This window comes from Paenarthrobacter sp. E2MeOHC11 (assembly GCF_058744955.1).
This window is the reverse complement of record NZ_CP196673.1, coordinates 3,643,171-3,664,005: the sequence shown is the minus strand read 5'-3', so window position 1 is coordinate 3,664,005 and position 20,835 is coordinate 3,643,171. Positions and strand designations below refer to the sequence as shown.

The window sequence follows — 20,835 nt, the reverse complement described above, 5'->3', positions numbered from 1 at the left end:
GTTGAGGGTCCGTTCAGCCCTCGGCGAGGACAGTCGCCGTAGCGATGCCGCCGTCGTGGCTTATGGACAGGTGCCAGCGCTTGACGCCCTTGGCCTCGGCCACGGCAAGCACGGTTCCTTTGACCTGGACCGTAGGGCCATTCTGGTCGAGGCCGATCCAGCAGTCCTGCCAGTTCATGCCCGCTGGAGCGCCCAAAACCTTGGCCACGGCTTCCTTGGCTGCGAATCGGGCGGCCAAGGACCGGGTGTTGAGCTCCCGTTCGGCAGGAACAAACAGGCGGTCCCGGAGTCCGGGCGTCCGTTCCAACTGCCGGCCGAACCGCTCGATGTCTACGACGTCTACGCCAATGCCAACAATCATGGCGTTATTCTACGGTCACGCTCTTGGCGAGGTTACGCGGCTGGTCTACGTCGTAGCCCTTGGCGCCGGCCAGTTCAGCAGCGAAGATCTGCAGCGGAACGGTGGTGAGCAGCGGCATCAGCAGCGTGGGCGTCTCGGGAACGTAGAACACGTGCTCTGCGTAGTCCTTGACCGACTCGTCGCCTTCTTCAGCGATCACCAAGGTACGGGCACCACGTGCACGCACTTCCTGGATGTTGCTGACCACCTTGGAGTGCAGGGAGTCGCGGCCACGCGGGGACGGCACCACGACGAAGACCGGCTGGCCGTCGTCGATCAAGGCGATCGGACCGTGCTTGAGCTCACCGGCGGCGAAGCCTTCAGCGTGGATGTACGCGATTTCCTTGAGCTTCAAGGCGCCTTCGAGGGCAACCGGGTAGCCAACGTGGCGGCCCAGGAACAGCACGGACTTCTCGTCCTTCATGCTGCGGGCGAGCTCACGCAGGGGTCCTGCGTTGTCCAGGATGTGCTGGATCTTGGCCGGGATCTTGTTGAGGTCCGCGAGGACGTCCTTGATCTGGCCGGAGAAGATGTTGCCGCGCAGCTGCGCCAGGTACAGGCCCAGGAGGTAGGCAGCGGTGATCTGCGCCAGGAACGCCTTGGTTGAAGCAACTGCGATTTCCGGGCCGGCGTGCGTGTAGAGCACGGCGTCGGATTCACGCGGGATGGTCGAACCATTGGTGTTGCAGATGGAGATCGTCTTGGCGCCCTGTTCGCGGGCGTAACGGACGGCCATCAGCGTATCCATGGTCTCGCCGGACTGGCTGATGGAAACCACCAGCGTGTTGGAGTCGACGATCGGATCGCGGTAGCGGAACTCGTGCGCGAGTTCCACCTCAGTGGGGATACGGCACCAGTTCTCGATGGCGTACTTGGCAACCAGGCCGGCGTAGGCCGCGGTACCGCAAGCCAGCACGATGATCTTGTCTACCTGCTTGAGGAGCTCCGGGTCGATACGGAGCTCGTCCAGGGTCAGCTTGCCGTCAAGATCCGAGCGGCCCAGGAGGGTCTGCGCAACGGCGTCCGGCTGGTCGTGGATTTCCTTCTCCATGAAGGAGTTGAAGCCACCCTTTTCGGCAGATGCCGGGTCCCAGTCGACGTGGTATTCCTTGCCTTCGGCAGGAGCGCCGAAGAAGTCGGTGATTTCCACGGAGTCCGCGGTGATGGTGACGATCTGGTCCTGGCCCAGTTCCACGGCACGACGGGTGTAGTCAATGAAGCCGGAGACGTCGGAGCCGAGGAAGTTTTCGCCATCGCCCAGGCCCACTACCAGCGGAGAGTTACGGCGGGCAGCAACGACGACGTCGGGCTGGTCTGCGTGCACTGCAAGAAGGGTGAAAGCGCCCTCGAGTCGCTGGCAAGCCAGGCGCATTGCCTCGGTGAGGTTGCCGCCGTCGCCATTGAGCTCGGTGCGGAAGATGTCGCCAACCAGGGCGGCTGCAACTTCGGTGTCGGTTTCGGACTCGAAGGTAACGCCCTTGGCGAGCAGTTCCTGCTTGAGTTCGGCGAAGTTTTCGATGATGCCGTTGTGAATAAGTGCAAGGCGGCCGCCGTCGGAGAGGTGCGGGTGCGCGTTGCGGTCGGTGGGGCCGCCGTGGGTAGCCCAACGGGTATGGCCGATGCCGGTCAGGGATTCAGGGACTGGGTTTGCTTCCAGTTCACTGATCAGGTTGCTCAGCTTGCCGGACTTTTTACGGGACGAGATTGCCCCGTCAGCCACCACTGCGACGCCTGCGGAGTCATAGCCGCGGTACTCAAGACGGCGCAGCCCTTCCACGACGACGTCAAGGGCGCTGTGACCAGCTGCCTTGCGAGACGAATTGCCAACATAGCCTACGATTCCACACATGGGTACAAGCCTAACGGCTAGCGCAAACAACTGACGTGGGACATCCCAGCTCCTCCTCTTGCCAGTATGATGTCCAACCCTCACAATTCACCCTCCCGTCGTCGCGCATTTCCTGATCCGCCGCGTGGAGGGCAGAATCATGAGCGTGACTTTGCAACGCACCGAAGCTAATGGCGACGGCGCTTCCCCGTTTGTAGAGCTGGACCGCCAAACGTGGTCCAGGCTTGCAGCGCAGATGGAGCAGCCCCTCAACGAAGAGGACATCTTCCGTCTCCGCGGCCTCGGCGATCCCCTGGACATGAAGGAAGTCCGGGAGGTCTACCTTCCGCTTTCACGGCTCCTGCACCTGTATGTCCAGGCATCGCACCAGCTCCACGCGGCAACAACCACCTTCCTGGGCGAACAAACCCAACGCACGCCGTTCGTCATCGGCGTCGCAGGCTCCGTCGCTGTCGGCAAATCCACCATCGCCCGCGTGCTCCGGGAAATGCTCCGACGCTGGCCCGGGACCCCCAACGTGGAACTCATCACCACGGATGGCTTCCTCTACCCTTTGGCCGAGCTCAAACGCCGGCACCTGCTCGAACGCAAGGGATTTCCCGAGTCATATGACCGCCGCGGGCTCCTTCGCTTCGTCTCGGAAGTCAAAGGTGGCGCCGAAGAGGTTCGGGCACCTTGGTATTCCCACGTAACGTACGACATTGTTCCGGGCAAGGAAGTGGTGGTTCGGCGTCCCGATGTCCTGATCGTGGAGGGCCTGAACGTCCTCGCCCCCGCCCGCCCCCGCATGGACGGCAAGCAAGGACTGGCTGTCAGCGACTTCTTCGACTTCTCCATTTATGTGGACGCCAAGACCTCCTACATCGAGGAGTGGTACGTGGACCGCTTCCGGAAGCTGCGGACCACAGCCTTCGCGCAGCCGGAGTCCTACTTCCACCGTTATGCCACGCTGTCCGATGACGACGCCGAATCGACCGCCCGCGGCATTTGGAAGCGCATCAACGAACCCAACCTCGAGGAAAACGTGCTGCCTACCCGCGGCCGGGCGCAACTGGTGCTCACCAAGGACGCCGACCACTCCATCCGCCGCATGCTGCTGAGGAAGGTCTAGCGTGGCCGATCCGACGCCGCTGCCCAGCCGACGTACCTTCGCGGCCATGCTGACGGCCGGCGCGGGAATGGCCGCCCTGGCTGCGTGCACGCCCGAGAACGCTGTCCCCTCCCCCGTCGCCGCCAATGCCGCAAGCGGGGCTGCTTCAACCCCGGCTGTGCCCTCTGGGATCGCTTCCAGCGCCTCTACTACGGCTCCGGCGACGGTACCCCCGGACGCTGTTACGCCATCACCCAGTGCCGTGCCATCCAGTTCTGCCCCCTCCAGCGCCGTCGCTCCGCAGCATTCGCTGACGGACCCCACCAGCCCCTGGGTCATTGTCAACAAACACCGCCCCCTCAACCCCCAGGACTTCGTCCCGGCAGATTTGGTCCAGCCAAACATCCGCCTCGCGGTCAGCGGCGAAGCTGCGTTGCTGAACAGCACGACGGCGGCTGCCGCAGAAAAGCTCTTCGCGGCCGCTGCGGCGGGGGGCGTCATCATGACGTTGGCTTCGGGCTACCGCTCCTACTCCACCCAAGTGGCCACTTATGGCGGGTACGTGGCCAGCACGGGTCAAGCGGCAGCAGACCGCGCCTCAGCCCGCCCGGGGCATTCCGAACACCAGACGGGCTGGTCCTTCGACATCGGAGACGGCGGAGGGGCATGCAGCTTCCAGCCATGCTTTGCCGAACAGCCCGCAGCAGTGTGGGCGAAAGCCAACGCGCACAAGTTTGGCTTCGTGGTCCGCTATCCGTGGATGTTCCATGACACCACGGGCTATTTCTATGAGTCCTGGCACCTGCGCTACATCGGTGCGGAGGCTGCCACCGATATGTCGGCGCGCGGCATCGCGACGCTGGAAGAGTACTTCGGGCTCGAAGCGGCACCCGACTACCTTTAGCCCTTAAACGGCTTCGGCCCGCTCCCCGCCTGTAGAGGGGAGCGGGCCGAAGCCATTCTCAGACTTCTTAGACAGCCATCTCGCTGGAAGCGCCCAAACGCTCCTTGACCACTGCAGCAAGACCACTGCAGATTCGCTCAGCCGTCTCCATGTCAGCGGCTTCCACCATGACGCGGACCAATGCCTCGGTACCGGAGGGGCGGAGGAGCACGCGGCCGGTCTCGCCCAATTCGAGTTCCGCTGCAGCCACAGCAGCGGCAACGCCTTCATCAGTACCGGCACGGGCCTTGTCCACGCCCTTGACGTTGATCATCAGCTGCGGGAGTTTAGTCATCGCCGTCGCAAGATCCTTGAGGCTGCGGCCGGTCAGGGCTACCTGGGCTGCGAGCTGCAAACCGGTCAGGACGCCATCGCCTGTGGTTGCGTAGTCGGAGAAGATCACGTGGCCCGACTGTTCGCCGCCGAGGTTGTAGCCGCCGTCGCGCATTTCTTCGAGCACGTAGCGGTCACCCACTCCGGTTTCGCGGATGGTGATACCGGCACCCTTAAGGGCGATCTTGAGCCCGAGGTTGCTCATGACGGTCGCAACAAGGACGCTGTCCTTGAGCTTTCCGGCGTCGTTGAGAGCCAATGCCAGGATGGCCATGATCTGGTCGCCATCCACTTCGTTGCCCTCGTGGTCCACGGCAAGGCAGCGGTCGGCGTCGCCGTCGTGGGCCACGCCAAGGTCTGCGCCGTGCTGAAGCACAGCTTCCTTCAACGGGCCCAAGTGGGTGGAGCCCACGCCCTCGTTGATGTTCAGGCCGTCCGGTTCGGCGCCGATAACGACGACGTCCGCGCCGGCATCCTTGAATACCTGGGGTGAACAACCGCTCGCTGCGCCGTGGGCGCAGTCGAGGACTACCTTCAGGCCATCCAGGCGCTTGGGAAGCGTGCCCAGCAGGTGCACGATGTAGCGGTCTTCAGCGTCGGAGAACCGCTGGATGCGTCCAACGTCCGCTCCAATCGGGCGCTGCGGCTCTTTGCCAAGCTGCGCCTCGATGGCGTCCTCGACGTGGTCCGGGAGCTTCTGGCCGCCCCGGGCGAAGAACTTGATGCCGTTGTCCGGAGCGGGGTTGTGCGAGGCCGACAACATAACGCCGAAATCGGCGTCGAGATCTGCCACCAGGTAGGCGGCCGCAGGCGTGGGAAGAACACCGGCGTCATAGACGTCGATGCCGGAGCTGGAAAGCCCCGCTTCCACGGCGGCGGCAAGGAACTCACCACTCGCCCGGGGGTCCCTGGCGACGACGGCGCGCGGCCGCTTGCCGTTGGTTGTGCGGTCATGGCCGAGTACGACGGCGGCGGCCTGGGCGAGCTGCATAGCCAGCTCTGCGGTGAGCAATCCATTCGCGAGACCGCGCACGCCATCTGTTCCAAATAATCTAGACATCGGCTCAAGTTTAGACGACGACGGGACACCGGCCGTCCAGGGGGCGTGTCGGAGCGTCACATGCGAGCCATTCCCGGCGCTGTTAACCCTCGGCGTTAACGACGAAAGCCCGCCCCGCCGAAACGGCGGAACGGGCTTTCGATACCCCAGCGATCCGGGGTGAAGCGAATTAACGCTTGGAGTACTGCTGAGCCTTGCGAGCCTTCTTGAGACCGGCCTTCTTACGCTCGATGACGCGGGCGTCACGGCTGAGGTAGCCGGCCTTCTTGAGGGTGGCGCGGTTGTTGTCGACGTCGATCTCGTTCAGCGAGCGAGCAACGCCGAGGCGCAGTGCACCGGCCTGGCCGGAGATGCCACCGCCGTGGATACGGGCGATGACGTCGTAGGCGCCTTCAAGATCAAGGATCTTGAAGGGCTCGTTGACATCCTGCTGGTGCAGCTTGTTCGGGAAGTAGTTGTCCAGCGTGCGGCCGTTGATGGTCCACTTGCCGGAACCCGGAACAACGCGAACGCGCGCAACGGCTTCCTTGCGGCGGCCAACAGCTGCGCCTGCAACGGTCAGCGCCGGGCGCTCCTTCTTCGGCGCGTCTTCAGCAGACGTGCTTTCCGAGGTGTAGCTGGTGAGGGTTTCCTCAGCCTCGACGGCTTCGGCGGTCAGTTCTTCGTTCTGAGCCACGGTTCTCCTTGTAATGAAAAGTTGGTTGGTGGCCAGGACTACTGGGCGACCTGGGTGATTTCGAAAGTCTTCGGCTGCTGTGCAGCGTGGGGGTGCTCGGGGCCTGCGTAGACCTTGAGCTTGCCCAGCTGCTGAGCGGCGAGGGAGTTCTTGGGGAGCATGCCCTTGATGGCCTTCTCAACAGCGCGAACCGGGTTGGATTCCAACAGCTCGGCGTAGTTGACGGAGGTCAGGCCGCCCGGGTAACCGGAGTGGCGGTATGCGCGCTTCTGCTCCAGCTTGGCGCCGGTGAGGGCAACCTTTTCAGCGTTGATGATGATGACGAAGTCGCCCATGTCCATGTGGGACGCAAAGGTCGGCTTGTGCTTTCCGCGCAGCAGTGTTGCGGTCTGGCTGGCAAGACGACCAAGGACAACGTCGGTGGCGTCAATGACGTGCCACTGGCGGTTGATATCGCCGGGCTTCGGGGTGTACGTACGCACGGTTTTGCCTCGTTCTTGTTCTGGCGTTCATGTTTTAGGCGACACGCAATAAGGCGTGTACCTACTATGTATGCGCTACCGGAGCAGAGGTGAGGGCTCTATGTACCAGTCATCCCAAGATCTCGAAATGCCTCAGGAGTTAGCGATCCTGCAACTGGATCCCCCGTAAGGCATGTGTCATCGAGATAGGACACGCACAACGACTCTAAACAATACCGTCAACGGGGCGTCCGGGTCAAAATGGGGTATCCGCCCCCGGGGGTCGCGCACTGATTGAGGGAGAGTACATGTCCGACGGGCCCGCCTTTCCGCTCATCGTCGCCCTGGCCGGCCTCCTGCTGAGTCCGGCCGCAGAATGGCTCATCTCGTGGCGGCTGCCGCTATTTGGCGGGCTCCCCTCCCCCAAGGTCCGCATCACGACGGCGGCAGTCACCGCGCTGCTGTTTGGCTTGCTCGCGTGGCGGTTCGGCATCTCTTTGGAACTGCCGGCATTTCTTTTACTGGCACTAATTGGCGTACAGCTTTCGCGGATCGATTTCACGCTGCATCTACTGCCTAATGCCCTTATTGCCGTACTGCTTGGCGGCGGCTTGCTGCTCCTGGCGCTGCCCGCCGTCCTCGCCCCCGGGTGGCCCGAGCTCTTCCGGGCCCTCGCCGCAGGGGCAATCCTCTTCCTTGGCTACCTGATTCTCGGACTTTTTTCGCCTGGCAGCATCGGAATGGGCGACGTGAAGCTCGCAGCACCCGTTGGCATGTACTTGGGGTACTTGGGTTGGCAGCAAGTACTCTTCGGGGGACTACTGGGATTTGTGGTGGGCGGGGTGCTCACGGTAGTGATGTTGCGCCTGCGACGCGCGGAAAAGCCTGCGGAAACGGCCCATGGCCCGGCAATGGTCATCGCCGCCCTTGGCGTCGTCCTGGTCATGAGCTAGTCCGGCTTAGTACGCACTTACCTCCCCCGGCACACGTTCCCCAATTAATAAGGCAGCTTTCGAAACCAAGTAGTTTCGACCCCTTTTTCATCGGAAACCGAGTACTTCCTGCCCTCCGCTCGCGCCGGCGAGTAGCACCCCCCTCCCCAAGTCGAGTACGGCTACGCATTGTCGCAGCCGCTTTCCAGGGTGAATTCTTATCTCATCGAATTCCGGACCGCTAAAGGCACCATGGGGGTAGTTCGGGAGTCGAAGCAAATTCCGATAATTTGCTGGACCTATAACCCAATTCGCAAATGCTTTTTCTGGGAAGGAAATTCCAATGTCTGCACTTATGCTTTCTGTCACTTCGTTCATCGCCGGCGTCAAGACCCGCTTGGTCAAGGAGGAGAAGGGCGCGACGATGGTTGAATACGGCCTCATGGTCTCGTTGATCGCAATTGTCGTGATCGCGGGCCTTCTGATTTTGGGCCCCGCCATCCGCGACCTGTTCATCGGCGTTGCTGGCCAGCTCTAAACCGAAAATTGCGGTTGGCTGCGCTGGCGATCCAGTCGCCGGCGCAGCCAATCCTCCTCTTAACGCCACATTTGCTTCCGCGATTCTGGGCCTGGGAGATGCTCGTGAAAACGAAAGAGAAAGAACGCGGCGCAGTAGCCGTGGAAATGGCAATCATCTTGCCGCTCCTCCTGCTGATTCTGGTAGGGGTCATTGAGTTCGGAAGAGCCCTGAACGTTCAAGTTTCACTGACGCAAGCAGCCCGCGAGGGTGCCCGCTTCGCAGCTGTTCATTACCAGGACGGCGCAGTGGACGTAGCTGGGACTGCGCTCTCGTCCGCACCTTCGCTCGATGGCTTGGGCGTTTCGGTTAGCGACAACGCGTCGAGCTGCGCTCCAGGCGGCAATGTCACCGTGACAACCAGCGTGTCTCTGCCTTCAATGTCCGGATTTCTCGACTCGGGCCTGTTTGGCGCGCCGGGTCTCTTTCCAATGAACATGACCGGAGTAGGGGTAATGAGATGCGGTGGTTAGCTCGCATCCGCCGACGGGCTCGGTTAGGCACTGATCCGCAAGAGTCCGAGAGAGGCGCCGCCACAATCATCGTTGCCGGAATGATGGTTGTCCTTCTCGGCTTCGCAGCACTGGCCGTGGATGTCGGCGCACTCTACGCGGAAAAGGCACAGTTGCAGAATGGCGCTGACGCAGCCGCTCTCGCCATCGCCACGGACTGCGCCGGCGGAAGCTGCGGCAACAGTGCGGCCACGGGGAATCAATTCGCCAACAGCAATGCGAACGACAATGCCAGCGGCGCAACTGTCACCTTCCCGGCTGCAACTACCGTACGAGTGGTCGCCAATGCCAGAGACACGGCCGGACAAAACAGTTTCTCGTTGTTCTTTGCGCGCGCCCTCGGAATCGAATCGGCGACGGTGGATGCAGCAGCTGAGGCGTCCTGGGGTGCTCCATCTTCGGCAACGACTCTCCCCTGGACGGTCAGTGAGTGTGTATTCAAGAAATACCTCTCACCAACGCAACTGGCATCGCTGAACTCAACCGGAAACTTCTCGGGTGATCCGGTACCGACGCACATCTTGCTCAGGTATGACACGAATGCACCGACTGTCCCGGGGTGCGCCGCGCAGAATGGCTACCAGCCGGGGGGATTCGGATGGCTCGTCACCAACGCTGGCTGCTCGACTGACATTAACCTGAACTCAACCGTCAATGGTCAGACCGGCAATCACTTCCCGAATGCGACTGGCTGCAATGCAGCCTTGGCCACCATCATGGATGAGCCCGCGCTCATCCCCCTTTTCAAGACGGCGACTGGTAATGGCAGCAATGCGAAGTACACGCTTATTGGCTTCGCCGCCTTCCAGGTAACCGGCTACAAGTTCAGCGGCTCTGGGGCCGTTGTAGATCCCCTCGCTCCGAGCTGCAACGGAAATTGCCGCGGACTCCAGGGGTATTTCTCCCGCTTCGTTTCGCTCGAAGAGGGCATGCAGGCTACCGAGGGAACCCCCAATTACGGGGCCTCAGTGGTCATGCTCACTGAATAGTCGACTGAAACGCCGCTGTTCTGGAATCCGAAAGAATCAAAGGAGTAGAAAGTGAAAACACGCCTACTGGGAGGCATTGCAGCACTGCTTTTGGCAGTCATAGGCACCGTTTTGCTGGTTACCTATGTACAGGGAGCCGACAAGCGGGCGCAGCAAGGGCTTGATCCCGTCACCGTGCTTGTTGTTAAGGAACGCATTCCTGCCGGTACCAAGGCGGAGGAACTTCAGGCCAAGGTCAAAACCGAAACATTGCCGCAATCGGCAGTCGCGCCGGGAACCATCAGCGCCCTCAGTGACCAGAAGGGCAAAGTAACCTCTGCAGACCTACAACCTGGAGAACAACTGCTGGGTGTCAAGCTGGTGGACCCCAAAGAGCTCGCACCGGGTACTGTGCCCGTTCCCGAGGGGTTGCAGGAAGCAACATTCGTTCTTGCACCTGAGCGAATCCTGGGTGGTCGGATTGAGGCGGGCGACACCGTGACAGTGTTTGCTTCTTTTAAATTGGACGAAGCGGTTCCGGCAGGTGCGAACCTTCCGGCTGGTTTGACCGGATGGAAAGACTTCACAGAACTGCTCTATCACGACATTTTGGTCACCGCAGTCCAGCAAGCGGCACCTGACGCAGAGAAATCAGCAGGAACTGACAAAGGGGTGGCACTTCCCAACGGATCCGCGTACGTCACGGTGGCACTCAGCGACGCCAGCGCTACAAAGATGGTTTTTGGCGCCGAGTTTGGCACCCTTTGGCTATCAAAGCAGACTGACAAGACCGTCAAGAGCGATCCTCCGACGACGACCTTTGGAGGGCTGGTCCAATGAGCCGCTTCGTAGCCATCACCGCCGTACGTGACTTTGAAGGACGCGTACGCCAAGCCATCAGTGGCGCACTGCACGGCGACCTGCAAACGCTGTCTCCGACGGTCCTCCAAGCCGGCACCGACGAAATCTTCAAGCAGCTTACCGGTGCTCCACCCGAGGTCATGATCCTCGGCCCAGGTGTCAATCCTGACGATGCGTTCAAGTTGGCCACAGTGATTGACCTTCAGTACCCGGAGATCAGCCTGCTGATGGTGGCCGAACCCAGTGCCGAGATTGTCCTCAAGGCCATGCACGCGGGCGTCAGGGATGTGGTGGCACCTGAAGCAGAGATCAACGAGCTTCGCGTCCTTTTGGAACGCGCATGCCTGGCCGCAGCGAGCCGGCGGCGAGGAATGCAGCCTGCCGTCGAATCCGGACAGGAGCGCGGACGAGTCATAGCCGTCATGTCACCGAAAGGTGGCGTAGGAAAGACTACTGTTGCCACCAACCTCGCCATTGGTCTGGGGACGCTTGCACCGATGAGTGTGGTGATTGTGGACCTGGACCTGCAGTTCGGCGACGTTGCTTCCGGCCTGTTACTCGAACCGGAGCACTCCATCACCGAGGCGGTCCACGGAGCTGCGGCCCAAGACTCCATGGTCCTCAAGGCGTTTCTTACCGTCCACCCGGCCGGAATCTACGCACTCTGCGCACCGCAGAAGCCATCTGATTCGGACTACATCACAGCTGAACACGTCACTCGGCTCCTGAACCAGTTGGCCACAGAGTTCAAGTACGTTGTGGTGGACACTGCACCAGGTCTCGGCGAACACTGCCTGGCGACCTTGGAGTTGGCCACGGACGGCGTCTGGGTGTGTGGCATGGATGTGCCGAGTATCCGGGGACTCCGGAAGTGCTTCAGTGTCCTTAAGGAACTTCAGCTTTTGCCGCAAGGCCGGCATACCGTCTTGAATTTCGCGGACAGGAAGAGTGGTCTTTCCGTCCAGGATGTCGAAGCTACCATCGGGGTTCCCATCGACACGGTGATTCCCCGGTCCCGCACGCTCCCCTATTCCACGAACCGCGGAATTCCTGTACTTCAGGGGACTGCTCGGGATTCCGCCACCAAGGGACTAAGGAAGCTGGTCCAGCGTTTTGACCCGCGTCTGGAATCCACACCTCAGAACAAACTGCACCGGAGGGTGGTGGTGTCGTGAAACTCTCAGAGAGGCTCTCGAAGAACAATCCCTTTGCTGCCAGCGGGATCATCGAAGCATCGTCCGGATTAGCGGTCGCAGGTGACTCTGCTGTCTCATCGGGTCCTCCCGTATCAGGGCCCTCCGTTCCCATGCTGGGCGGCGCTCCGTCTGTTCCGGTTGTCGACGCCCTCTCAGGGCTGAAGCAACGCGCCGCTTCGGCACTTTTTACTCGAATGGGCTCAAGGATCGGGGATACGTCATCCTCCGAAGAGGACCTTCGGTCTTTCGCGGTGGATGAACTATCAGCGGTTATTGATGAAGAACAAGTCCCGCTTTCTCCCGAAGAACGCCGTAGGTTGATCCGTGAGATTTCCGACGAAGTGATGGGCTACGGGCCGCTTCAGCGCTTGCTGGAAGACCCCTCCGTCACTGAAGTCATGGTGAATCGCTTTGATCAAATCTATGTCGAACGTCACGGCCATCTGGCCCTGACGGAGCTGCAGTTCAGCTCAGATGATCATCTCCGGAAGGTCATTGAACGGATCGTTTCCAAGGTGGGACGTCGCATCGATGAGTCTTCTCCCCTGGTGGATGCCCGTCTGGAAGACGGCTCCCGCGTCAATGCCATTATTCCTCCGCTGGCGGTCAACGGCCCCTCGCTGACGATCAGGAAATTCAGCCATGTTCCTCTCACGGTGGCAAACCTGATCGAGTGGGGATCCATGACCCAGGAAATGGCAGAGTTGCTGAGCGCCTGCGTCCGGGCACGGCTCAACGTCATCGTGTCGGGCGGAACCGGGACAGGCAAAACGACCCTCCTCAACGTATTGTCGTCGTTCATCCCGGCCTCTGACCGCATCGTGACAATTGAAGACGCGGTCGAACTGCAGCTGCAGCAGCACCATGTGGTGCGTTTGGAAAGTCGTCCCCCCAATATCGAGGGCAAGGGTGCAATTACCATCCGAGATCTCGTTCGAAACTCGCTCCGCATGCGGCCTGACCGGATCATCGTGGGTGAGGTACGCGGAGGTGAATCATTGGACATGTTGCAGGCCATGAACACCGGCCATGACGGATCACTTTCCACCGTGCATGCCAATTCTCCCCGAGATGCGATCGCTCGTCTGGAGACCCTGGTGCTCATGGCTGGTATGGACCTTCCCCTCAGGGCCATTCGCGAACAGGTTTCATCAGCTGTGGATCTGATCGTCCAAATCACCCGGTTGCGCGACGGCACACGGCGCGTCACCCACGTAACTGAGGTTCAAGGAATGGAGGGCGACGTCGTGACGCTTCAGGATGCTTTTTTGTTCGACTATTCTGCCGGATTCGATGCTCAAGGCCGCTTTCTGGGGCGTGCCCTTCCGACGGGCATTCGTCCACGCTTCCTGGACCGCTTCACTGAGCTGGGAATCGCCGTTTCCCCGTCAGTTTTCGGCGTAGCTCCTGCTCCCCTCGGAAGGCGGTAGCCGTGGATTCCCCCGTGCTCTTCGTGGTCGCTATCGGGCTGTGCTTTGCCGCTATTGCAGTCTTGGTAGTGATTGTCCTGAAACCGAACAATGGAGCCATTCCGATTGAACGCCGCAGGCTCGGTGCCCCAAGCGATGACTCGGCAGTCGGAAAGGTCTCGCAGTCCGCCGTCCAATTCGTCGACTCGGCAATAGGTCGCTCCGGAGGACCATTCAACCGAGAAATCCTCTACCAAGCAGGCGTGAAGAATGCGCCCGCTGACTTTACGGTCATGGTAGCCATCGCAACAATCGCAGTTGGTGTCCTGGGATCACTGCTTGTCTCGGTGATCATCGGAATCCTGATGGCATTGGCTACTCCGTTCGTGGCCAAACTGGTTTTGGTAGTCAAGACCGACAAGCGCCGGTCCAAGTTTGATTCACAACTGACAGATACTATTCAGATGCTCATCGGTGGCCTCCGGGTGGGACATAGCATCATGCGCTCCCTCGAGGCGGCCGCACAAGAAGCACAAACACCCACGTCCGAGGAGCTGTCCCGAATCGTCAACGAGGTGAGGATCGGTAAGGATCCCCGCCAAGCGCTGGAAGAATGTGCCACCCGGATGGACAGTGAGGACTTTCGATGGATTGGGCAGGCTATTCAGATCAATCGTGAGGTTGGTGGTGACCTGGCAGAGGTCCTGGAGCAAGTTGCAGGAACCATCCGGGAACGCAGCGAGATCAAGGCCCACGTCAAAGCCCTGAGCGCCGAGGGCAAAATGTCTGCTTATATCCTCATGGCACTGCCGGTGGGTGTCGGTCTACTCCTGACGTTGATGAACCCCAAGTACATGTCTGTCTTCGTCAACCACCCTGTTGGGATCGCCATGCTGGTCGCCAGCGCAGTCCTCTTCGTCATTGGCGGCTTCTGGATGAGCCGAACCGTAAAGATCACGTTCTAGGAGGACTGTCATGACGCTCATCCCGTGGTTGATCATTGCAGCGATCATCCTTCCCGTCGCTTACTTCACATGGTCTCTGGCAACGATCGACCGGAAAGGCACCGTAGCCATCCAAAGCAACTTGGGTTCCGGCTTTGCGCATGGAACCGGCGTCGACGTCCGACGTCCACCGCTACTTCTGGGAGTCGCCCGGAAACTCACTCCAGGAAGCTACGAAGCCAAGCTTGACCACTGGCTCGCTTTGGCCGGCCGCCCCAAATCAATGCCACTGACCAAACTCATCGCACTAAAGCCGATCCTTGCGGTGTCAGGAGCCGTTGCAGGTCTGCTGCTTATTCTTGCGAACCCCAGCCCGCTAAGCATCGGGTTGTGTGTCTTCCTCGCAGTCTTTCTCTATTTCATTTCCGACCTTCTCGTGTACAACACAGGGCTCAAACGTCAGGAAGCCATACAAGTAGAGTTCCCCAACACCTTGGACCAGATGCTGATCTCGGTTGAGGCTGGACTTGGCTTCGAATCGGCCATGGAGCGTGCTTCTGCATATGGGGACGGTCCGCTGGCGCATGAACTCATGAGAACTCTTCAGGACATCCAGGTCGGCCGTCCTCGGCAGGAGGCCTACGAAGCACTCGCAGAGCGCTCCACGGTCCCCGACGTTCGCAGCTTTGTCCTTGCGGTGATCCAAGCCGATAAGTACGGAATCGGCATAGCCAATGTGCTCAGGGCGCAGGCCAGGCAAGCACGAGTCAAACGTCGTCAAAACGCTGAAGAGAAGGCGATGAAGTTGCCTGTCAAGGTACTTTTTCCCTTGCTGTTCTCAATCTTCCCTGTGCTGTTCATAGTCCTTCTGGGTCCTGCAGTGATCAAGATATTCGAAGCCTTCTCCTGATCCTGCAGGCGCTCAATAGACCGGCACTTCGCGGATCCCAGACCACGGAGTGCCACAACGGCCCCCTTCCGGTACCCAGAGCCGGGAGGGGGTCCTCCCACGTCCGCACAAGTCGGCGAGACTAAGCCCGCCGCGCCCGCGTCAGCTCAGCGCGGGCCAGCAGCTCGGCATCCGACGGATACGCGACTTCCTCCAGCACCAGCGGGTGCGGTGCAGCGAGCACGGATTTGGCATCCCGCTTCCGCTCCAGGAGGCGCGAGTGGAGCCAGCCCGGAGACTCCAGGCCCTCCCCCACACGCAGTGCAGATCCCACCAAGGACCGCACCATGTTGTGGCAGAAAGCATCAGCCTGCACGATGGCAACAATGACCCCGTCGCTACCTCGTTCAAACGAGAACTTCTGCAGCTCACGGATGGTGGTGGCACCTTCCCGGGGCTTGCAGTAGGAGCGGAAGTCCTGGAGTCCCAGCAAGGAAGACGCACCCTTGTTCATCAAGGAGACATCCAGCGGCGCCTTATGCCACAACGTGATACCCCGCAGCACGGGATCCCACCGTTCGGGACCGTCGGCAATCCGGTAACTGTACCTGCGCCACAACGCTGAAAAGCGGGCGTCGAATCCTTCCGGCGCCAGACCGGCGTCGTGCACTTCCACCGACCCGGTGAGGTCACCGAGTATCCGGCTCAAAGCGCCACGGAGACGCCGCAAGAGCGCGACGCCGGGGTCGAGTTCGTGCCCGCGCGGCAATGAGAGCCACTCAGCTTCCGTCAGGTCCAGGTGAACTACCTGCCCGCGGGCGTGGACGCCGGCATCAGTCCGGCCGGCAACCGTCACGCGGACCGGCCGTTGCAACAGGAGCGCCAGCGCTTCTTCCAATGAACCCTGGACGGTTCGGAGACCAGGCTGAAGAGCCCACCCACTGAACGGGCCGCCGTCGTACGAAAGATCAAGCCGGACACGCAAAAACCCGCCGCCCCCCAAAACGGGGGCAGCGGGTTTTCGTTCGTTCATAGACCTAAGTCTACTGCGAAGAATTCAGTGAATTACTTCTTGTCCTCAGCGGCCGGAGCCTCTTCGGTTTCAGCAGCTTCAGCTTCAGCAGCGTCGGCTTCAGCGGCCGGAGCCTCTTCCGTCTCAGCAGCTTCTGCTTCTACGGCTTCGGTCTCAACGACCTCTTCCTCGGCAGCCGGAGCAGCCTTGGCAGCGGCAGCAGTTGCTTCAGCAACAACGGCCTGCTTTGCCGAAACCGGCTCGAGAACGAGCTCGATGACAGCCATGGGAGCGTTGTCGCCCTTGCGGTTGCCGATCTTGGTGATACGGGTGTAGCCACCATCGCGGTTGGCAACGGCGCCGGCGATGTCGGTGAACAGCTCGTGGACAACGCCCTTGTCGCTGATCAGGCCGAGAACGCGGCGGCGGGAAGCGAGGTCGCCACGCTTGGCGAAGGTGACCAGACGCTCTGCGTACGGCTTAAGGCGCTTGGCCTTGGTGACCGTGGTGGTGATGCGCTTGTGCTCAAACAGAGCAGCTGCCAGGTTCGCGAGCATCAGGCGCTCGTGAGCCGGGCCGCCTCCGAGGCGCGGACCCTTAGTGGGGGTAGGCATAGTTATTTCTCCTGTTATGTAAGCCGGTCAGGTCCATCGCTGGACCCGGCGGCCAAGATCTGCTGTTTAGAGCTCGTCGTCGCTGAACGCGGCGTCGTCCTCTTCGATGGCTGCGGCGCGGGCTGCGAGATCGAAACCGGGAGGGGAGTCCTTGAGGGACAGACCCAGTTCCACGAGCTTTGCCTTGACCTCGTCAATGGACTTCGCACCGAAGTTACGAATGTCCATCAGGTCAGCCTCGGAGCGGGCAACGAGTTCACCCACGGTGTGGATGCCCTCACGCTTGAGGCAGTTGTAGGAACGGACGGTGAGGTCCAGATCCTCGATCGGCAGAGCCATGTCAGCTGCCAGGGCAGCGTCCGTCGGCGACGGGCCAATCTCGATACCTTCAGCTGCGGTGTTCAGCTCACGAGCCAGACCGAACAGTTCCACCAAGGTGGTGCCTGCGGAAGCAACAGCATCGCGCGGGGCGATTGCCTGCTTGGTCTCGACGTCGACAATGAGCTTGTCGAAGTCGGTGCGCTGCTCAACACGGGTAGCTTCCACGCGGAAAGTTACCTTCATGACCGGCGAGTAGATCGAGTCAACCGGAATACGGCCGATCTCGGAGTCGCCGGACTTGTTCTGAGCTGCCGAAACGTAGCCACGGCCGCGCTCGATGGTCAGTTCGAGTTCGAACTTGCCCTTCGAGTTCAGAGTGGCAATGTGCAGATCCGGGTTGTGGAATTCGACGCCGGCCGGCGGAGCGATGTCCGCGGCGGTGACGACTCCGGGGCCCTGCTTGCGCAGGTACGCAACAACCGGCTCATCGTGCTCGGAGGAAACCGAAAGGTTCTTGATGTTCAGGATGATCTCGGTGACATCTTCCTTGACACCCGGAACCGTGGTGAACTCGTGCAGCACGCCATCGATCCGGATGCTGGTTACAGCGGCACCGGGGATGGAGGAGAGCAGGGTACGGCGGAGGGAGTTTCCGAGGGTGTAACCGAAGCCCGGCTCCAGCGGTTCAATGATGAAACGGGAGCGGTTCTCGGATACAACTTCTTCGGACAGGGTGGGGCGCTGTGCAATGAGCACTTAGGTTTCCTTTCGGCGAGCATCCGCTATATGACGCAACACAGGTGGTGGAAATCGGCTTCGGTTTCCAGCCTGACCAGCCGGGCCATGCTGATGGAGGGCAGAACCATCCATAGCAGGCCCGGCCGGTCAGGCAGGGAAGACCTAATTAGACGCGGCGGCGCTTCGGCGGGCGGCAACCGTTGTGGGCGCTGGGGGTGACGTCCTGGATGGAGCCAACCTCGAGGCCAGCGGCCTGAAGCGAACGGATTGCGGTTTCGCGTCCGGATCCCGGGCCCTTGACGAATACGTCAACCTTGCGCAGACCGTGCTCCTGAGCGCGCTTTGCAGCGGCTTCAGCAGCCATCTGGGCGGCGAAGGGAGTGGACTTACGGGAGCCCTTGAAGCCAACCTCACCGGCGGAAGCCCATGAGATGACAGCACCGTTCGGGTCCGTGATGGACACGATGGTGTTGTTAAAGGTGCTCTTGATGTGCGCCTGGCCAAGCGCGATATTCTTCTTATCCTTGCGACGCGGCTTACGAACCGCTCCACGAGTCTTCGGGGGCATTGTTTCTCCTACAGAAAGTTATCGGGGGAAAACCGGATCAATCCCGAGGGATTAACGTCCGGCCTTCTTCTTGCCGGCGACGGTGCGCTTCGGGCCCTTGCGGGTACGAGCGTTGGTCTTCGTACGCTGTCCGCGTACGGGCAGGCCCTTGCGGTGGCGCAGGCCTTCGTAGCTGCCGATTTCTACCTTGCGGCGGATGTCGGCGGCTACCTCGCGGCGAAGGTCACCCTCAACCTTGTAGTTGCCTTCAATGTAGTCACGCAGCTGGACCAGCTCGGCGTCAGTCAGGTCCTTGACGCGAACGTCAGCGCTGATGCCGGTGGCAGCCAGGGTTTCGTGTGCACGGGTCTTGCCCACGCCGTAGATGTAAGTAAGCGCAATTTCCAACCGCTTTTCGCGGGGAATGTCTACGCCAGCGAGACGAGCCATAGTGGCAGTACTCCTTGAATAAACCGGAGGTCGTAGGCAGTACACCCACACGTTCAGTGTGGCCCCAGCCTCCGACCGGGGGTTCGCTGACCAGGCTCTGTAGTGCAGTCCTGGCACAGCTTGTGCTGCCTTTATTTACTTGCGTGGGCTAGCAGCCCAGGTTTGCCCTTGCGGGCGCTGATTCCCTATAGGGGAATTAGCCCTGGCGCTGCTTGTGGCGCGGGTTCTCGCAGATCACCATGACCCGGCCGTTACGGCGGATCACTTTGCACTTGTCGCAGATCTGCTTGACGCTCGGCTTGACCTTCATGGCGTTCCTTTGCGTGTTTTGCAGTTGATCTGCTGGAGCGGCTTAGGCACTATTGCCTTGCCGCCCAGCAATTTACTTGTAGCGGTAGACGATACGACCACGTGTGAGGTCGTATGGGCTCAGCTCCACCACTACCCGGTCCTCGGGGAGGATTCGAATGTAGTGCTGTCGCATCTTCCCAGAGATGTGTGCGAGAACGACGTGCTTATTGGTGAGCTCAACACGAAACATCGCATTGGGCAGCGCCTCAGTCACAACGCCCTCGATCTCAATGACCCCGTCCTTCTTGGCCATATCCTCCGCTAACTGTTGTTTGCCACCGTCCTTCAGTTAGGCACCGAAGATCCAGCGGACGTTTTTTGTTTGCTTGGCTCTCTTGAACCACGACACCAAAAAGGGCGTGGCTGCACAGACAACCAACAAATAACTCTACGCCAATGAGGCCGGAAAGTTAAATCCGTCCATGGTAGCGCAAGCGTCCGCCGCCGTCACTCCCCCGCCGGCCGGAAGGCAGGGAATTCACCGGCCGTTGTGGTGACGCTTTCAGCAGATGTCACACCGTCCAGAATCGCCAGGCGGACCGCTTCCGCCGCGGCGCTTTGCAGCGTGATCAGAGAGACTTGCCGCGCTTGTTCAGTACTGCGGTCAAGCACGACGGCGCCCGTCGCCAACGCGAACACGGTATCGCCGTCGGCCAAAGTATGGGACGGGTCCAAAGCGCGGGCCAATCCGGCATGTCCGGCAGAAGCAGTCCGCTTGCACTCGGCCACATCCAGCACGGCATTCGTCGCAATCACTACGAGCGTTGTATTGAGCCCCTGCGGAGGAACGACCGAACGCGCAGCGGGCCTCAGGTCTACCTGGCCAAACACCGGCGCCCCGAGTGCGTTCACTACCGCCAGCGCACCAACAACCACCCCGCCCTCGAGAGTGATCGACGAGGTACCGATCCCGCCCTTGAACTGCCCGCGCGCTATGACGGCACCAGCGCCGGCCCCGACATTTCCACGCTCGACGGCGGCATGGTCGCCTGAGGCGAACGCTGCGACGGCTGCCTGGTAACCCATGTCGGCGCCGGGCCGAGCTTTGACGTCGCCACCCCGCCCGAGGTCGAAGATGGCCGCAGCGGGAACAATCGGCACCACGGTCCCCGGAACAGCGAACCCCCTGCCCTGCTCCTCACACCACAGTTGGGCCCCGCCAGCCGAGGCCAAGCCAAACGCACTTCCACCCGTCAGCACCACAGCATCAACGGTGGATACGAGCGTGGTTGGATCCAGCGCATCAGTTTCATGGGTCCCGGGGCCTCCCCCGCGTACATCCACAGACCCCACGGTTCCCACCGGAGGAAGGACGACAGTCACCCCGGACAGCCACCCCTCCCCTACCCTCTGCACATGCCCAACCCGGATGCCGGCAACATCGGTGATCGAATTCATGGCTCCATTCTCCACCCGCCGGGAGCCGAACGAACTGGAGGTGCGCCGGGACCCGGCAGCGCGCGTCTAAGGGAGGCACGACCGAGCGCGCCGAGGGTCGCGGCGTGCCGGCAGGCCCGCCGGTGCGCAGACCGAGGCAAAGTGGGAGCCGAGCCTCAAATACGAACAAGCGAGTAACGCCGAGTAAACGGGTTCGGAAGTGTAAGACAACTATCGCTACGGGGCACTGTTTTGGCCCGAACAGGGACATTGGGTGTGGTGAGCTAGGCCTGTCTTTGCCGCCCCGGTCCGGGAGCTGGCACCC

Annotated in this window: 24 protein-coding genes; 11 read left to right on the top strand and 13 right to left on the bottom strand. The window is 61.1% G+C overall.

Annotated features, from left to right (window positions below):
* Positions 1-13: 13 nt before the first annotated feature.
* Positions 14-361, bottom strand: coding sequence for a holo-ACP synthase (locus ACSSVG_RS17070; RefSeq protein ID WP_018760400.1), 348 nt, complete (start codon positions 359-361; stop codon positions 14-16).
* A gap of 4 nt (positions 362-365) precedes the next feature.
* The gene (gene glmS / locus ACSSVG_RS17065) at positions 366-2,249 is read right to left on the bottom strand and encodes a glutamine--fructose-6-phosphate transaminase (isomerizing) (RefSeq protein ID WP_231339515.1); all 1,884 of its coding nucleotides are present in this window, start codon (positions 2,247-2,249) and stop codon (positions 366-368) included.
* Positions 2,250-2,388: 139 nt separating this feature from the next.
* On the opposite strand from glmS, the gene coaA reads away from it, so the two are divergent.
* Positions 2,389-3,360 carry a type I pantothenate kinase gene (coaA, locus tag ACSSVG_RS17060; RefSeq protein WP_026539842.1) on the top strand — a complete coding sequence of 324 codons (972 nt, stop codon included), beginning with the start codon at positions 2,389-2,391 and terminating at the stop codon, positions 3,358-3,360.
* 46 nt (positions 3,361-3,406) lie between these two features.
* A complete protein-coding gene (locus tag ACSSVG_RS17055; RefSeq protein ID WP_492419233.1) occupies positions 3,407-4,243 on the top strand; it encodes a M15 family metallopeptidase in 837 nt (278 codons plus the stop codon).
* Between the two features lie 67 nt (positions 4,244-4,310).
* Here the strand turns inward: ACSSVG_RS17055 and glmM are convergent, their stop codons facing one another.
* From glmM to rplM, 3 genes are all read right to left on the bottom strand, one after another.
* Positions 4,311-5,675, bottom strand: a complete 1,365-nt coding sequence (glmM, locus tag ACSSVG_RS17050) for a phosphoglucosamine mutase (protein WP_492415712.1) — start codon at positions 5,673-5,675, stop codon at positions 4,311-4,313.
* A gap of 169 nt (positions 5,676-5,844) precedes the next feature.
* Positions 5,845-6,351 carry a 30S ribosomal protein S9 gene (gene rpsI, locus ACSSVG_RS17045; protein WP_011775553.1) on the bottom strand — a complete coding sequence of 169 codons (507 nt, stop codon included), beginning with the start codon at positions 6,349-6,351 and terminating at the stop codon, positions 5,845-5,847.
* 38 nt (positions 6,352-6,389) lie between these two features.
* Positions 6,390-6,833: a 50S ribosomal protein L13 gene (gene rplM, locus ACSSVG_RS17040; RefSeq protein WP_011775554.1), complete on the bottom strand. Its 444-nt coding sequence runs from the start codon at positions 6,831-6,833 to the stop codon at positions 6,390-6,392.
* Between the two features lie 287 nt (positions 6,834-7,120).
* Here rplM and ACSSVG_RS17035 point away from each other — a divergent pair, with 287 nt between their 5' ends.
* From ACSSVG_RS17035 to ACSSVG_RS16995, 9 genes are all read left to right on the top strand, one after another.
* Positions 7,121-7,765, top strand: a complete 645-nt coding sequence (locus ACSSVG_RS17035; protein WP_231339513.1) for a prepilin peptidase — start codon at positions 7,121-7,123, stop codon at positions 7,763-7,765.
* A gap of 322 nt (positions 7,766-8,087) precedes the next feature.
* Positions 8,088-8,282: a Flp family type IVb pilin gene (locus ACSSVG_RS17030; protein WP_492415711.1), complete on the top strand. Its 195-nt coding sequence runs from the start codon at positions 8,088-8,090 to the stop codon at positions 8,280-8,282.
* A 104-nt stretch (positions 8,283-8,386) separates the two neighbouring features.
* Positions 8,387-8,794: a TadE/TadG family type IV pilus assembly protein gene (locus ACSSVG_RS17025; protein WP_492415710.1), complete on the top strand. Its 408-nt coding sequence runs from the start codon at positions 8,387-8,389 to the stop codon at positions 8,792-8,794.
* 80 nt (positions 8,795-8,874) lie between these two features.
* Positions 8,875-9,822 carry a pilus assembly protein TadG-related protein gene (locus ACSSVG_RS17020; protein WP_492415709.1) on the top strand — a complete coding sequence of 316 codons (948 nt, stop codon included), beginning with the start codon at positions 8,875-8,877 and terminating at the stop codon, positions 9,820-9,822.
* Between the two features lie 51 nt (positions 9,823-9,873).
* Positions 9,874-10,641, top strand: coding sequence for a Flp pilus assembly protein CpaB (gene cpaB, locus ACSSVG_RS17015; RefSeq protein ID WP_492415708.1), 768 nt, complete (start codon positions 9,874-9,876; stop codon positions 10,639-10,641).
* On the top strand, positions 10,638-11,837 hold the full coding sequence (locus ACSSVG_RS17010; protein WP_492415707.1) for a CpaE/TadZ family protein: 1,200 nt from the start codon (positions 10,638-10,640) through the stop codon (positions 11,835-11,837). Before cpaB ends, ACSSVG_RS17010 begins: the two co-directional genes overlap by 4 nt.
* A 131-nt stretch (positions 11,838-11,968) precedes the next feature.
* Positions 11,969-13,288: a TadA family conjugal transfer-associated ATPase gene (locus ACSSVG_RS17005; RefSeq protein ID WP_492415706.1), complete on the top strand. Its 1,320-nt coding sequence runs from the start codon at positions 11,969-11,971 to the stop codon at positions 13,286-13,288.
* Between the two features lie 2 nt (positions 13,289-13,290).
* Positions 13,291-14,232, top strand: coding sequence for a type II secretion system F family protein (locus tag ACSSVG_RS17000; protein ID WP_492415705.1), 942 nt, complete (start codon positions 13,291-13,293; stop codon positions 14,230-14,232).
* Positions 14,233-14,242: 10 nt separating this feature from the next.
* Positions 14,243-15,121 carry a type II secretion system F family protein gene (locus tag ACSSVG_RS16995; protein ID WP_492415704.1) on the top strand — a complete coding sequence of 293 codons (879 nt, stop codon included), beginning with the start codon at positions 14,243-14,245 and terminating at the stop codon, positions 15,119-15,121.
* 121 nt (positions 15,122-15,242) lie between these two features.
* Here the strand turns inward: ACSSVG_RS16995 and ACSSVG_RS16990 are convergent, their stop codons facing one another.
* From ACSSVG_RS16990 to ACSSVG_RS16955, 8 genes are all read right to left on the bottom strand, one after another.
* On the bottom strand, positions 15,243-16,133 hold the full coding sequence (locus ACSSVG_RS16990) for a tRNA pseudouridine synthase A (RefSeq protein ID WP_492415703.1): 891 nt from the start codon (positions 16,131-16,133) through the stop codon (positions 15,243-15,245).
* Between the two features lie 32 nt (positions 16,134-16,165).
* Positions 16,166-16,726, bottom strand: a complete 561-nt coding sequence (gene rplQ / locus ACSSVG_RS16985) for a 50S ribosomal protein L17 (protein WP_492415702.1) — start codon at positions 16,724-16,726, stop codon at positions 16,166-16,168.
* Between the two features lie 66 nt (positions 16,727-16,792).
* Positions 16,793-17,803, bottom strand: a complete 1,011-nt coding sequence (locus ACSSVG_RS16980) for a DNA-directed RNA polymerase subunit alpha (protein WP_011775567.1) — start codon at positions 17,801-17,803, stop codon at positions 16,793-16,795.
* 148 nt (positions 17,804-17,951) lie between these two features.
* Entirely contained in the window at positions 17,952-18,353 is a 402-nt protein-coding gene (gene rpsK, locus ACSSVG_RS16975) for a 30S ribosomal protein S11 (RefSeq protein WP_014922380.1), read from the bottom strand.
* A gap of 51 nt (positions 18,354-18,404) precedes the next feature.
* Positions 18,405-18,782 (bottom strand): 30S ribosomal protein S13, encoded by a 378-nt coding sequence (gene rpsM / locus ACSSVG_RS16970; protein WP_011775569.1) that lies wholly within the window; start codon positions 18,780-18,782, stop codon positions 18,405-18,407.
* A 196-nt stretch (positions 18,783-18,978) separates the two neighbouring features.
* Positions 18,979-19,092 (bottom strand): 50S ribosomal protein L36, encoded by a 114-nt coding sequence (rpmJ, locus tag ACSSVG_RS16965; RefSeq protein WP_011775570.1) that lies wholly within the window; start codon positions 19,090-19,092, stop codon positions 18,979-18,981.
* A gap of 72 nt (positions 19,093-19,164) precedes the next feature.
* A complete protein-coding gene (infA, locus tag ACSSVG_RS16960; protein WP_011775571.1) occupies positions 19,165-19,386 on the bottom strand; it encodes a translation initiation factor IF-1 in 222 nt (73 codons plus the stop codon).
* A gap of 194 nt (positions 19,387-19,580) precedes the next feature.
* Entirely contained in the window at positions 19,581-20,531 is a 951-nt protein-coding gene (locus ACSSVG_RS16955) for a P1 family peptidase (RefSeq protein WP_492415701.1), read from the bottom strand.
* Positions 20,532-20,835: the final 304 nt, after the last annotated feature.

Coding starts and splice junctions, on each gene's coding strand:
- ACSSVG_RS17035 (WP_231339513.1), top strand. CDS start 7,121: ATGTCCGACGGGCCCGCCTTTCCGCTCATCGTCGCCCTGGCCGGCCTC.
- ACSSVG_RS16955 (WP_492415701.1), bottom strand. CDS start 20,531: ATGAATTCGATCACCGATGTTGCCGGCATCCGGGTTGGGCATGTGCAG.
- ACSSVG_RS17005 (WP_492415706.1), top strand. CDS start 11,969: ATGCTGGGCGGCGCTCCGTCTGTTCCGGTTGTCGACGCCCTCTCAGGG.
- ACSSVG_RS17010 (WP_492415707.1), top strand. CDS start 10,638: ATGAGCCGCTTCGTAGCCATCACCGCCGTACGTGACTTTGAAGGACGC.
- coaA (WP_026539842.1), top strand. CDS start 2,389: ATGAGCGTGACTTTGCAACGCACCGAAGCTAATGGCGACGGCGCTTCC.
- ACSSVG_RS16990 (WP_492415703.1), bottom strand. CDS start 16,133: ATGAACGAACGAAAACCCGCTGCCCCCGTTTTGGGGGGCGGCGGGTTT.
- rpsK (WP_014922380.1), bottom strand. CDS start 18,353: ATGCCCCCGAAGACTCGTGGAGCGGTTCGTAAGCCGCGTCGCAAGGAT.
- rplQ (WP_492415702.1), bottom strand. CDS start 16,726: ATGCCTACCCCCACTAAGGGTCCGCGCCTCGGAGGCGGCCCGGCTCAC.
- ACSSVG_RS17070 (WP_018760400.1), bottom strand. CDS start 361: ATGATTGTTGGCATTGGCGTAGACGTCGTAGACATCGAGCGGTTCGGC.
- ACSSVG_RS16995 (WP_492415704.1), top strand. CDS start 14,243: ATGACGCTCATCCCGTGGTTGATCATTGCAGCGATCATCCTTCCCGTC.
- ACSSVG_RS17030 (WP_492415711.1), top strand. CDS start 8,088: ATGTCTGCACTTATGCTTTCTGTCACTTCGTTCATCGCCGGCGTCAAG.
- rpsM (WP_011775569.1), bottom strand. CDS start 18,782: ATGGCTCGTCTCGCTGGCGTAGACATTCCCCGCGAAAAGCGGTTGGAA.
- infA (WP_011775571.1), bottom strand. CDS start 19,386: ATGGCCAAGAAGGACGGGGTCATTGAGATCGAGGGCGTTGTGACTGAG.
- glmM (WP_492415712.1), bottom strand. CDS start 5,675: ATGTCTAGATTATTTGGAACAGATGGCGTGCGCGGTCTCGCGAATGGA.
- rpmJ (WP_011775570.1), bottom strand. CDS start 19,092: ATGAAGGTCAAGCCGAGCGTCAAGCAGATCTGCGACAAGTGCAAAGTG.
- ACSSVG_RS17055 (WP_492419233.1), top strand. CDS start 3,407: ATGCTGACGGCCGGCGCGGGAATGGCCGCCCTGGCTGCGTGCACGCCC.
- ACSSVG_RS17020 (WP_492415709.1), top strand. CDS start 8,875: ATGATGGTTGTCCTTCTCGGCTTCGCAGCACTGGCCGTGGATGTCGGC.
- glmS (WP_231339515.1), bottom strand. CDS start 2,249: ATGTGTGGAATCGTAGGCTATGTTGGCAATTCGTCTCGCAAGGCAGCT.